Source organism: Bradyrhizobium sp. AZCC 2289 (assembly GCF_036924615.1).
Lineage (GTDB): Bacteria > Pseudomonadota > Alphaproteobacteria > Rhizobiales > Xanthobacteraceae > Bradyrhizobium.
The window spans coordinates 6,720,365-6,732,394 of sequence record NZ_JAZHRY010000001.1; the positions used below are offsets into that span (position 1 = coordinate 6,720,365).

Consider the following 12,030-nt stretch of genomic DNA (forward strand, 5'->3'; position numbering starts at 1 on the left):
CGAGGTGACCTGAACGCGGGCGCCAATTCAACTCAAGTGCTCTAATACCCCAGCGCCAGTCCGGTGCCGCCACGCGGGTCGTTCGCACCGTAGAACCTGTTTCGAGCGATTGCCATTCCGCCAAGACTCGGCGCACCGACGATGATCGCGGATACGTGGTTAGCCGGCGGCGAATCCTCAAACCGATACCCCATGCTCTCCAGCACTCTGCGGGCGTCAGGTGAAACGGCGTATCGCTCCGTATTGGTTACATCGGGCAGCCACTGCTGATGGATGCGGGGGGCATCGACGGCTTCCTGAACGTTCATCTGGAAATCGACGACGTTCAGGATTGTTTGCAGGACGGTCGTGATAATCCGGGCTCCGCCCGGAGTACCGAGAATGAGGACGGGCTTGTCGTCCAGGGTGATGATCGTTGGGGTCATCGAACTTCGGGGGGCCTTGCCCGGCGCGATGGCATTCGCGTCTCCCGGGACAAACCCGTCGACGTTGGCGACACCAGGATTTGGCGTGAAATCGTCCATTTCGTCATTCATCAACACGCCGGTGCCTGATGCAACGACCCGCGCTCCGAACCAGTCATTGAGCGTATATGTCATCGAAACGGCGTTGCCGGCATCGTCGATGATCGAGAAGTGCGTCGTGTTGCTGCCTTCGTGCGGCGCAACACCCTGCCTGATATCACCGGAGATTCCGGCCTTGTCGGGCTTTATCGCATCCCGGATCTTTGCCGCATACCGCTTGTCGATCAGCTCCCGGATCGGAATGCTGACAAAATCCGGATCCCCCAGCAAACTGCTTCTATCGGCAAAGGCGTGGCGCATCGCCTCTATTTCGTAATGCAGCGCCTGCGCCGATCCCCAACCCAGCTCACGGAGTTGATATCCCTCCAGAATGTTCAGCATCTCGCATATGGCAACACCGCCTGAGCTCGGCGGGGGTGCCGAGATCACGTGATAGGACCGGTAATCGCACTCGACGGGCGCGAGCTCACGGGTCTCGTAGCGATCCAGATCTTCCTGATCGATGATTCCGCCGCCTGCCCGGGCAGCCTTGACGATGGCCGCCCCCGTCTTGCCCCGATAGAAGCCGTCAACGCCCTGCTCCCTGATCGAACGCAAGGTGCCGGCAAGGTCGCGCTGCACCAGCCGTTGGCCGGCCACAAAAGGCAGTCCCTTGTCGAGAAAAATCTCGCCGGTAGCCGGCAGTCTACTGAAATCCTCGGTCGCCGTAGCGAGCATGTCGACGTCGCCTTGCTGCAGCGTGAATCCTTCCTCGGCCAGTTCGATCGCCGGCTCGATCAACGCTGCAAGCGTCATCGTCCCGTACTTTTTCCGCGCATACTCCAGACCAGACACAGTGCCGGGGACGCCAACCGCCAGCCAGCCGATCGTACTCAGGCCTTTGATGACGTTTCCGTCCTTGTCCAGATACATGTCCCGGCTCGCCGCACGAGGGGCCTTCTCTCGAAAATCGAGGAAGGTCTTTCGTCCATCGCCAAACCGGATTGTCATGAAGCCGCCGCCGCCCAGATTGCCGGCGGCCGGATAGACCACAGCCAGGGCGTATCCCACCGCGACAGCAGCATCTATCGCACTGCCGCCGCGCTTGAGAATGTCGATGCCGACCTTCGTCGCCAGGTGCTGTGCACTGACCACCATGCCCTTTTCAGCCGCCACCGGTGTCGGCGAGGCAGCGTTGGCCACGGAACCCACAACCAGCGACCAAACGCAGGCAACCCGTATGCAGGCCCCCTTCAACGTTCCGAAGATGATGTCAATCCGACTTGCAATCCGACTTGGCCGAATTTTCAATTCGCCGCTTGGAACCAGCAAAGGCATGCAAATCTTCTCTCTCCTTTTCAGCGTCGCCTGGCGGCCGCGAACCGATGCCGAAGTCTAGTCAATTCCGCTGACTTGTCCCCGCTAATTCGCTATCCTGCGCACAAGCCCGCCGGGCAATCCAGGTTTCGAGTCCTTTACGGGGTTACAGTCAAATGCTTCTTGCGCGCCGCTTTGCTGCCGCTGCGACGGCATTCTCGCTGATCGCAGGCGGATTTTTCGTCCTGCTCTTCTCGATGGCGGAATCATCCCGGGCCGCAGCGGCATCCGACAGCTGCGCCAGCCCGGCCGAGATTACCGTCTTGCCGTCGCCGCGGGCGCCCTGGACCGGCGCGCCGCTGCGCGTCATGGTCGTCGCCGAAAAGCCGGTCCAGGGCGTGCTGTTGCTGATCGCGCCCGATGGAAACGTCGCGGTCAAACCGTCCGACCCGCGCGGCGGGCCGCCTTATTCCTGGTTCGCCGAGGTCGCAGCACCTGCCGCCGGCACCTGGCACGCGAAGCTGGAACGCGACCCTGCATCGGCGGAGTGCAGCCCGATCACCCGCGACATCGTCGTCAGCGCGCGCAAGCCGGAAGGCGTGCGCATCCCGGCGGGAAGCATCTGGCAGGTGAGCAATGGCTGGAACAGCACGAACGAAGCGCTGTTCTCGGCATGGATCGAGAAGCTGTTCGACGCACCGGTCGACCAGGATCTGTCCTGGAAGGCCTGGCACGAAGTGCTGCGCGACCAGTCCCGCAATTTCCTGTTCAACTATCTGGGACGCGGCGAGGACAATGCGCAGACCGGCCTTCGCCCCGACTGCGCCGACTTCGTCTATTTCCTGCGCGCCTATTTTGCATTCAAGATGGGGCTGCCGTTCGGCTATACGAATTGCTCGCGCGGCGTCGGCGGCAGGCCGCCGCAGTGCTACCAGTGGTTCGACGTCGAGCATCCCGAGGTCACCCGTCCGCCGCCGCCGCCAGAGAAAGACGCAGCGCCGGTGGCGGCCGACGCCGCTCCACCCGCGCAGACTCCCGGCCTGCTGGGTTTGTTCGGCCGGTCGCAGCCGCCGGCCGAGCCAACGGCAACTCCGCCTGCGAATCCATCTCCGCCGAAGCCGAAGCGGCCGACGAATTTTGGCGAATATCTGCGCGACGTCGGCGACGTCGTCCATACCGGGGCGGTGCGGGCAGGCGACGACAACGCCGATTTCTACACCGTGGCGCTGACACAACAGTCGCTGCGCCCGGGGACGGTGTACGGCGACCCCTACGGCCACGTGCTGATGCTGGTGCGTCGCGTGCCGGAAGCCAACGGCACGCCGGGCGTCTTCCTGGCCGTCGACGCCGAGCCCGACGGATCGATCACGCGGAAGCGTTTCTGGCGCGGCAATTTCCTTTTCGCGCACGAGCCGTCGCTCGGCAGCCCCGGCTTCAAGCATTTCCGCCCGATCATGCGCGAAAAGAACGGTCCGTCGCGGCGGCTGAGCAACGCCGAAATCGCCAGGAATCCGCAATACGGCGATTTCTCGCCCGAGCAGTCGCAAATCGCCGTCGAGGATTTCTACGATCGCATGGATGACGTCATGTCGCCGGAGCCGCTCGATCCGCTGCGCGCGATGACGGACGCCATCGCGAGCCTCAGCGAACAGATCAGGACGCGCGTCACTGCGGTGGAAAACGGACGAAAATATCAGGCCAAGCAGACCGGCGACACCTCCATGCCGGACGGCGCTTCGATCTTTGCGACCACCGGCGCCTGGGAGGATTACTCGACCCCGGCGCGCGATTTTCGTGTGTTGATCGCCATCGACGTGGTGCGGGGATTTCCCGATCGCTTTGCGCGCCGGTCGGACCGGTACGCGATGCCGGCCGGCAAGAGCGTGGCGGACATGAAGAACGACCTGCAGGGCGTGCTGGCCTCGGAACTTGCCTCCCGCAAGGTGTCCTATACCCGCAGCGACGGCTCGCAATGGACGCTGTCGGTCAAGGATGTGGTCGATCGGGCGGTGGATTTCGAGATGGCCTACAATCCCAACGACTGCGTGGAGCTCCGGTGGGGGGCGCCCGAGAACAGCCAAGAGGCCTCGACATGCAAGCGTCATGCGCCGCAGGCGCAACGCGCGAAGATGTCGGAATACCGCCCCTGGTTCCGCGACCGGCATTGGCCGGCGCACAGCTGATGGTCCGAGCTTGGCGATAGACTCCATCCTGTCGCGCCGAACGTCGATGTCGAAGTTTGTAGGGCGGATTAGCGGAGCGTAATCCGCCGTTCGCGCGACCCGGTCGGCTAACCCGCCCCACCGGCCTTCACCGGCCGATTGGCATGGCTCATCTGCGGTACGCCACGATTGAGCGACATGTGGGAATGCGTGCATAGCCAGCCATCGGCATTCCTGGAAAACAGCAGGGTGGCCCGGCCGGGGCGCGGAAACGGGGTACCATCGGGATGATAGCCGGTGCTCGTCCACGGCGCGATCACGGTCGCCATCATGCTGTCGGGGGACGCCAGAACGGCGGTCTGCTCAGGGACGAGACGGAAGTCAGTGGTCTTTGGCCAGACATTGTCCCATTGCGTCGCGACCCATTGATCCAGGCCGGAGATGACATCGTTGTGCGTGCCGAAGGCAAGCACGTCCGGATGGAAGTGCGGCCTTGCCGAGGCATAGTCGACCTCACGGACGTAGCCCGCAAAGGTTTCCAGCCACTGGCGGAAGAACTGCGTTAGTTCCGGGTTCGCGGTCGGCAAAGGATTCATTACCTGCTCCATATTCGGCCACCGAATGGCGGCAACCTTATTGCCGCGAACCGGAGTGGGTCCCGGGCGTCAGAGTTTATCCACTAGACTAATTGGGCGATCCTGGTCCGCCACGACTGATTGGGCGGGAAGTTCAAAGCAAAACCCGGGCGTCATATGCTGCGAGATCGCGAAACTCTGTCTGCGAATGACTCCGCTGTTTGAAGAGTGAAATTGATGCGTGCGACGCGCCTATCAGGCGCCGGGCGTCCGAATCCGCATGTGAGGGGGCGGCCTGCACTGATGCGACGGCCGCCAATCTCGCCTGCGGAGTTTGCCGAATTCGCGGTGTCTGCGAGATGCCCCTGCGCGAAAATCAGGGTTTGGCCTTGCCGGCGTTGGCGATCAGCGCAACGGAGGCCTCGGTCGTCAGCAGCAGGAAAGTAAATGTCTCCTGAAGGTAGAGACGGACCGTCTTGTCGTCATGACCTGAATAGCCGATCGACACATCCTCTCCGATATGCAGTGCGAAATCGCCGCCGCGCGTCGTCAGCACGAATGCGCCTGATATCGCCGGCGCCCAGATGATTTCGCCGTCCACGAGGCCCTTGATGTGCCGCAGCACGGGATAGCCGTGGTCGCTGCTCTCGCTCAAAGCTGTATAGGCATCGGCGCCCAGCAACACCGAATAGGGACCGTTGACGCCCTCGAGCCGCAATTTGCTCAGGGCATGGGCAATGGCGTCGGGATAGGCGCGCACGTCGGGCGGAAGGGTCAGGACCGGATTGCTGGTTCCCTCGCGGATGCCGCCGATGCCTGCGGCGGCGTAGCCCTCGAAGATCGCCCGGTCCTCTGCAAAGGCCAAAAGCCGTGCGGCGTCCTTGGCGGGCTGCCAATCCGAATCGTTGGCGCCACGCTCCACGTCATCGATCTGCTGGCGATCGAGTTCGAAGGGAACGCGCAGTTCGACCAGCGGCTTGACCTCGCGTTGCCGCGCAACAATTCCGTCTCCGGGTGCGGCGACATTGCGCAGATGGCCGGTGCCGATGGCGGAAAGCGCCATTCCACCCGGCCCCTTGACGTCGACGACGCGCCGCCCGGCCAGGTAGCGCTTGATGGTGCGCGACGTTTCCTCTTCGATCTCGGACCAGGCCGCGTCGGAGATCGGGGCAAGCTCGCGGTGAAGATTATTCATGACGCAGGGTCTCCTTTGAGCGAACCAATCTCGAGCGAACCTTCGCGCCTCGGCGCCGGCTTTGGCGCTGCGACGGCAGGCGTGGGCGAAGGTCCCGCAGCCTGATCGTCGGCCGCGATATTTTCCAGGAACGTCGCTGATGGCACGAAGAACAGAATGCCGGTTTTGGCAACGCTGAAATCGAGCAAACGATCGTAGTTACCGGCAGGCTGGCCTACGAACATGTTTTCGAGCATCTGCTCGATCGTTCGCGGCGAACGTGCGTAACCGATGAAATAGGTGCCGAATTCCTGCTCGGCGACGCGGCCGAACGGCATGTTGTCGCGGATAATCTTGATTTCCTTGCCGTCCACCACGACCTTGGCGAGCGCGTTATGGGCATAAGCCGGTTTTGTGGCGTCGTCGAGCTCGATGTCCGAAAGCTTGGTGCGGCCGATAATGCGCTCCTGCGCTTCAGTGGATAGCGCATTCCAGCCCGCCAGATCGTGCAGGTATTTTTGCACGATCACGTAACTGCCGCCGGCGAAGGCGGCGTCTTCGGCTCCCACATAGGCGGCATCGACCGCGGCCTGTCCGGTCGGGTTTTCGGTTCCGTCGACAAAGCCGATCAGATCGCGGTCGTCGAAATAACGAAAGCCATGCACTTCGTCGACCGGCGAAACGGCGCCGCCGAGCCGGGCCATGATTTGGGTCGCCAACTCGAAACAGAGGTCCATGCGTTTGGCGCGAATGTGAAAAATGAGATCGCCTGGTGTTGCAACCGCATGGCGCGGGCCGGACTGGATTTCCCGAAACGGGTGCAGTTCCGCCGGCCGCGGTTGGCCGAACAGCCTGTCCCAGGCGTCGGATCCGATCCCTATCACGCAGGAGAGGTTGCCCTCGATATCGCGGAAGCCGACCGCGCGGACCAGCGCCGCAAGATCGCTGCAAAACGACCGGACGACGGCTCTGTTCGTCGTGCCGGGGTTGATAGTGACGACCAGAAAGATCGCGGCGCGGGTCAAATCCTGAACCACCGGCTGAAACACAGGAGGCAGGTCGGATGGCGTGCCGGGCGCGGTCATTGGACCTGCTCCGTTCGTCGTGCCCCGTTACAAGAAACCATTCGCCATCTGCCTGGTCTGTGCAGGATTGCCCACGAAAGCGACACGAACCAATCTGCGGTCGCCTGTCGCCTCCATGCACCACCGATTTGAAATCGGCGGTGCCGCCGCACTTTATCGGCAGTCTGGCCCGGGTTCAAATACGGGGCGCGTCACGCGCTGTCGCGTGGGGCGACTGAATCCCGCTTGGTTGGCCTGCGCTTTCGGCTAAGCTGTCCGGCATAAGCTCACCAACCAAGAGTGATCGCATGACCGGGCAGGATTCGTCGGATTGGCTTGGACTTTCGGGCCGCGTTTGTGTGGTGACGGGCGGCGGTGGCGGCATCGGCCGCGCCACCGCTGTGAGCCTCGCCCGCGCCGGCGCCCATGTCGCGGCGTTCGATCTCGACGAACGCGGCCTGGAGGTGACGGGCGCAGAGCTGCGCAAATTGGGCGGCGAGCATGTCGTGACGCGATGCGACACCACCAGCGTCGAGAGCGTGACCGCCGCATCCGAAGCAATCGAGAAATCGCTGGGACCGTGCAGCGTGCTGGTCAACACCGCGGCGGTGTTGCGGCCGGGTGGGCTGGACACCCTGTCGCTGGCGGAATGGAACGCGATCCTCGCCGTCAACCTGACCGGCTACTTCCTCTGCGCCCAAACCTTCGGCCGGCCAATGCGAAAGCTCGGGCGCTGCAGTCTGGTCCATATCGCGTCGATCGCGGGCAGCCATGCCCAGGGGCAGAGCGGCGCCTACAGTGTCAGCAAGGCCGGGGTCATCATGCTGTCGCGTCAGCTTGCAAACGAATGGGGGCCGCATGGCATTCGCAGCAACGTCGTCAGCCCCGGCCTCGTCGTCACCCCGATGAGCCAGTCGTTCTACGATACGCCGGGCGTCACGGAACGGCGCAAGGCCGTCGTTCCCGCACGCCGCATCGGCATGCCGCAGGACATGGCCGACGCCATCCTGTATCTCGCCAGCGACCGCGCGTCCTATGTCAATGGCGACGAGATCATTGTCGATGGCGGCTACGTCAACATGCTGATGAATTTGGTGCCGCGGCCGGGGTTTGAGTGACGAACCGGCGAGGGCGGGCAGCAGGGTCCCCTGGCAAGGAGGGCAGCGTGCCGGTTGACGTCCGCTTCTCTCTCTCTCTCTCTCTCTCTCTCTCTCATCCCGGACATTAGGCCTAGCATGGGCGGACAAATTCGACGGCGCGCTCGAGGACGTGTTCGACCTGCAGGACCAGGTTACCACGAGGGTAATCGGTTTGATTGCTCCGAAACTCGAGCAGGCGGAGATCGAGCGGGCGAGGCAGAAGCCCACCGGGAGCCTGGACAGCTACGATTGCTTTTTGCGGGGCATGGCGCTGACGCAGACGAGGACGCTGGCGGAGGCACGCGAGTTTTTCCGCAAGGCATGTGAGCAGGATCCGGAATACGGTCCCGCATTTGCGATGGCTGCGGCAACGCTGATGTTTGAACAGGGGATCAGCGGCGTGCCTTTAACCTCCGAAAAGCGCGCCGAAGCTGTTCGGCTTGCTCATTGCGCGTCGAGAGTGGGAGACGACGACGCGTTTACGTTGGCGAGATCCGGGCATGTGCTGACCTATCTCGGCGGCGAATATGATCGGGGCGCATCCATGGTCGAGCAGGCGGTCGAGCTCAATCCGAATCTCGCGATCGCATGGTACAGCCGGGGATGGGTCAGCATGATGTGTGGTGACGCAGAGCGCGCGATTGAGAGCTTCGACCGGATGATCAGGCTCAGTCCTCTCGACCCGCTGAGGATAAGCGCCTGGAACGGAAGTTCATTCGCGTATTTTTGCCTTGGCCGCTACGAGGAAGGCTGCGCGTCGGCGACGAAATCAATTCAGGTTGTCGCGAATGCTCATACGCTGGGCGCCTACATCGTGAACGCCGTTCGCGCCGGACGGGTTGTCGAAGCCCAACAGGCGGCTGCGCGACTGCTGAGGTCACAGCCTGACTTTCGCGCGGCTCATGCGGAAGAGGCTTTTCCTACCCGCTCTTCGGACATCCGCAATCAAATGATCGCGGCGCTGCGGGAGGCAGGCATGCCGGGCTAGTCTGGTGATCCGGAGAAATAATGACATCCGCTATAGGCATTTCGGGCGTGGCGCGGTGGGGCTGACGGTGTCCGTTGGTGGGCGGCAATCGGACTTTGTCCCATGCCGAATAAGACTTTAAACAGTCAAACAGTATTGAGGGAAGAGCAGACCAGAGTAAGGCCGATCGGTTCCGTGCGGGAACTTTTTGGGCGCTACTTTGATTGCCTCGCAGTTACACCGATTCCTGGTGACAGTTCATTCTGCTCTTCAGTTTAATTTGCGCATCAGAAACGAGTCTGGTCCTGTGCCCTTGGGGTATTCACATAGGCACTGACGGGGGCACCATGCTGATGCGTGGAATTGGCGCTGTTGCGCTGACCTTATCTCTTTCATCCGAGGCGCTTGCAGAGAGAGGCTTCATGCAGCGAGTATCTTGCGCGATGGTTCGGGTTTACGTGGCAAAGTATTCAGCTTCGGCCGCAGAAATGTGGGCGCGAAGTCACGGTGCAACCGATGCGCAGATCGAGGCTGCGCGCCAATGCTTGAAAGGCACGGCGGAGCAGGCCGCGCAGGTTGCTCGCTGGTCTGTTCGGTAAACGCAAGCCGCGCGAAGACCGATAAGACTGTTTGACCGAACGCTGAACGCGCTGCCCGGCGGCGCATCAGTGGCCAACTTGTTTAATTGCGATCTTGACGATTCACGGGTCGCCTCATCCACGGATTGCGCCTCGCATTGGCTCTATGACGCCTGCGCGCACAGCCTAATTTGTTAAATAATTTCAACGTGATTTGCCCTGTCCAGACCTCGCTCAAAAAATATTCCGCTTGTCGCGTCGGGCAAATCAGTGATTTGACTCCGCCCGTCTCACCCGACAAGAGGGGCGGCTCGCGATCGTCACGAAACGCGCGGTGGGATGCGGTGGACGCGAAAGCTGCGACTGACGAGCGTGGCTGATGCGGACGGCGAAGTCGTGTGGTCCTGACGCCTCGATGCCGGCGTCAAGTTGCGCGGAAGTATCCGCGCGATGACGGTGACAAGAAAGCCCGATCACCGGGGAGAGCGCGAAGTAAGCCGTAAAACCATTGCGCAGGGAAGGCCGGATGTTCTCCGCTGAACCTGTATGCTCGTGTGCGCATTCTTATGCACATCTTGCACGCGAGACCGCGGGTGCAGCGCGCACCCGGCTTTCCCTGCGCCCTCTGATTGGAGAGGGCGGGATGTTCAGAGCAAAACTCGCGCAAATCATGCGGCGAGGTCGCGAAGGCATATCATGAGGCCGTCATTGCGAGGAGCGAAGCGACGAAGCAATCCAAGCTTGTCTTTGCACGGCGAGATGGATTGCTTCGCTTCGCTCGCAATGACGTGGAGAGGTCGCGACCCCTCAGTCGAACAAACTCGACACCGACTCTTCCGCCGCGGTGCGGCCGATGGCTTCGCCGATCAATGCGGCGATCGAGAGCGTGCGGATGTTGGGCGCCTTGACCACGGCATCGGTCGGCAGGATCGAGTCGGTGATGACCAGCTCCTTCAGCTTCGACGAGGCGATGCGGGCCGCGGCGCCGCCGGACAGCACGCCGTGGGAGATGTAGGCGTAGACATCCTTGGCGCCGTTGGCGAGCAGCGCGTCGGCGGCGTTCACCAGCGTGCCGCCGGAATCGACGATGTCGTCGACCAGGATGCAGGTATATCCGGCGGCGTCGCCGATCACGTTCATGACCTCGGATTCGCCGGCGCGTTCGCGGCGTTTGTCGATGATGGCCAGCGGCGTGTTGATCCGCTTGGCGAGGCCGCGGGCGCGCACCACGCCGCCGACGTCGGGCGACACTACCATCACATTGGCGAGGTCGAAGCGCTCCTTGATGTCGCGCACCATCACCGGCGAGGCGAAGAGATTGTCGACCGGGATGTCGAAGAAGCCCTGGATCTGGGCGGCGTGCAGATCGAGCGTCATGACGCGGTCGACGCCGGCATGGGTGATCAGGTTGGCGACCAGCTTGGCCGAAATCGGCGCGCGCGAACCGACCTTGCGGTCCTGCCGGGCGTAGCCGAAATAGGGGATCACAGCGGTGATGCGGCGCGCGGAAGCCCGGCGCAGCGCATCGGTGATGATCAACAGTTCCATCAGATGGTCGTTGGCCGGAAACGACGTCGATTGGACGATGAAGACGTCGGAGCCGCGGACGTTTTCCTGGATCTCGACGAAAATCTCCATGTCCGCGAAGCGCCGGACCACGGCCTTGGTCAGCGGCAAATGCAGCCAGTTGGCGATTTCCTGGGCCAGCGCGGGATTGGAGTTGCCGGCGACCAGCTTGATCGAGCCATTCTTGGCCGACATCGACGCTTCTCCTCGCGCCTTGCTGGATACGACGTTCAGCATATCGAGAGATCCTCAAAACCGGCGCGTTTAGACGAGCGAGGTGATATCAAATGTGGCGCGGCTGGCAACCCATTGCCCCGGTTTTCCCGGGCAAAAATGGCCGTTACCCCGGCGATTTGGCTAATGTCCGGTGTAGCTGAGGGAGCTAACACTGAAACTGCCCGATCCGGGCTCGGTTTGCTCCGCGCTCGCCACCGCCGGACCGCGGCGGCCGGGCGCCGGGCCGGGCGACGGCGCATCCGCTGGCGTTCCGTTGATCATGCCGGAGAGGCCGCTGAGGCCCGCTTGTGCGATTTTCCGCAACACCAGGTCGTCGGCCGCGGCCCAGGCGTCGCGTCCGGCCTTGCCGGCGGGTTCCTCGCCGGAGAGCCGCAGCGCGCGCTGCTGGTTATTGTCATAGACGTCCCAGACCCAGGCGATCATGGTTTTGCCGCGAACGACCTGCGCCGAGAGATAGCTGCGTATGCGGTAGGAGGCGCCGCTTTCGCGCGACACGATCGAGAGATTCCGCAGCTTCGACTCACTGTCGAGCACGCTCACCATGCGGTCGAACACCGGCGGCGGCGGGCCGTCGATCGATTCGAAGGCCACGGTGGCGGCCCCGCCAGTGGAGGCCATCGCAAAGGAGTCGTTGACCGCCCCGCCGCTGGCGCAGCCGCCGAGCGAGCAGGCGAGCATCAGCAGCGTCGCGGCAATGGCCGCGCGCGGAATTCGGCTCAGGGTGGCGATGGTGTCCCTCATCGGTCCC

10 protein-coding genes are annotated in these 12,030 nt (G+C 62.7%); 4 read left to right on the plus strand and 6 right to left on the minus strand.

Going from position 1 to position 12,030, the window contains the following annotated elements; genetic code table 11:
- Nucleotides 1-41: 41 nt before the first annotated feature.
- Complete coding sequence (gene ggt, locus V1289_RS31895) at nucleotides 42-1,760, minus strand: gamma-glutamyltransferase (protein WP_442896208.1); 1,719 nt, start codon at nucleotides 1,758-1,760, stop codon at nucleotides 42-44.
- A 236-nt stretch (nucleotides 1,761-1,996) separates the two neighbouring features.
- Between ggt and V1289_RS31900 the strand changes: the two genes are divergently transcribed.
- Nucleotides 1,997-4,003, plus strand: coding sequence for a hypothetical protein (locus V1289_RS31900; protein ID WP_334401933.1), 2,007 nt, complete (start codon nucleotides 1,997-1,999; stop codon nucleotides 4,001-4,003).
- Nucleotides 4,004-4,110: 107 nt separating this feature from the next.
- On the opposite strand, the gene V1289_RS31905 is transcribed toward V1289_RS31900, so the two are convergent.
- The 3 genes from V1289_RS31905 to V1289_RS31915 all read right to left on the minus strand — a co-directional run bounded on the left by V1289_RS31905 (nucleotide 4,111) and on the right by V1289_RS31915 (nucleotide 6,816).
- Nucleotides 4,111-4,578, minus strand: coding sequence for a YybH family protein (locus tag V1289_RS31905; RefSeq protein ID WP_334401934.1), 468 nt, complete (start codon nucleotides 4,576-4,578; stop codon nucleotides 4,111-4,113).
- 355 nt (nucleotides 4,579-4,933) lie between these two features.
- The gene (locus V1289_RS31910; RefSeq protein WP_334401935.1) at nucleotides 4,934-5,752 is read right to left on the minus strand and encodes a family 1 encapsulin nanocompartment shell protein; all 819 of its coding nucleotides are present in this window, start codon (nucleotides 5,750-5,752) and stop codon (nucleotides 4,934-4,936) included.
- The gene (locus tag V1289_RS31915; RefSeq protein ID WP_334401937.1) at nucleotides 5,749-6,816 is read right to left on the minus strand and encodes a Dyp-type peroxidase; all 1,068 of its coding nucleotides are present in this window, start codon (nucleotides 6,814-6,816) and stop codon (nucleotides 5,749-5,751) included. The genes V1289_RS31910 and V1289_RS31915 overlap by 4 nt, the downstream gene beginning before the upstream one ends.
- Before the next feature lie 287 nt (nucleotides 6,817-7,103).
- Between V1289_RS31915 and V1289_RS31920 the strand changes: the two genes are divergently transcribed.
- The 3 genes from V1289_RS31920 (at nucleotide 7,104) to V1289_RS31930 (ending at nucleotide 9,500) form a co-directional block, all read left to right on the plus strand.
- Nucleotides 7,104-7,913, plus strand: a complete 810-nt coding sequence (locus tag V1289_RS31920) for an SDR family NAD(P)-dependent oxidoreductase (RefSeq protein ID WP_334401939.1) — start codon at nucleotides 7,104-7,106, stop codon at nucleotides 7,911-7,913.
- Nucleotides 7,914-8,064: 151 nt separating this feature from the next.
- Entirely contained in the window at nucleotides 8,065-8,922 is an 858-nt protein-coding gene (locus V1289_RS31925) for a tetratricopeptide repeat protein (protein ID WP_334401941.1), read from the plus strand.
- 326 nt (nucleotides 8,923-9,248) lie between these two features.
- The gene (locus V1289_RS31930; protein ID WP_334401943.1) at nucleotides 9,249-9,500 is read left to right on the plus strand and encodes a hypothetical protein; all 252 of its coding nucleotides are present in this window, start codon (nucleotides 9,249-9,251) and stop codon (nucleotides 9,498-9,500) included.
- 786 nt (nucleotides 9,501-10,286) lie between these two features.
- Here V1289_RS31930 and V1289_RS31935 read toward each other — a convergent pair.
- Nucleotides 10,287-11,240 (minus strand): ribose-phosphate pyrophosphokinase, encoded by a 954-nt coding sequence (locus tag V1289_RS31935; RefSeq protein WP_074280171.1) that lies wholly within the window; start codon nucleotides 11,238-11,240, stop codon nucleotides 10,287-10,289.
- A gap of 162 nt (nucleotides 11,241-11,402) precedes the next feature.
- The gene (locus V1289_RS31940) at nucleotides 11,403-12,023 is read right to left on the minus strand and encodes a hypothetical protein (protein WP_334401947.1); all 621 of its coding nucleotides are present in this window, start codon (nucleotides 12,021-12,023) and stop codon (nucleotides 11,403-11,405) included.
- Nucleotides 12,024-12,030 lie beyond the last annotated feature (7 nt).

Bases quoted from the DNA above. Each gene is read 5' to 3' on its own strand.
- V1289_RS31900 (WP_334401933.1), top strand. From the start codon at position 1,997: ATGCTTCTTGCGCGCCGCTTTGCTGCCGCTGCGACGGCATTCTCGCTG.
- V1289_RS31905 (WP_334401934.1), bottom strand. From the start codon at position 4,578: ATGAATCCTTTGCCGACCGCGAACCCGGAACTAACGCAGTTCTTCCGC.
- V1289_RS31910 (WP_334401935.1), bottom strand. From the start codon at position 5,752: ATGAATAATCTTCACCGCGAGCTTGCCCCGATCTCCGACGCGGCCTGG.
- V1289_RS31915 (WP_334401937.1), bottom strand. From the start codon at position 6,816: ATGACCGCGCCCGGCACGCCATCCGACCTGCCTCCTGTGTTTCAGCCG.
- V1289_RS31920 (WP_334401939.1), top strand. From the start codon at position 7,104: ATGACCGGGCAGGATTCGTCGGATTGGCTTGGACTTTCGGGCCGCGTT.
- V1289_RS31930 (WP_334401943.1), top strand. From the start codon at position 9,249: ATGCTGATGCGTGGAATTGGCGCTGTTGCGCTGACCTTATCTCTTTCA.
- V1289_RS31935 (WP_074280171.1), bottom strand. From the start codon at position 11,240: ATGTCGGCCAAGAATGGCTCGATCAAGCTGGTCGCCGGCAACTCCAAT.
- V1289_RS31940 (WP_334401947.1), bottom strand. From the start codon at position 12,023: ATGAGGGACACCATCGCCACCCTGAGCCGAATTCCGCGCGCGGCCATT.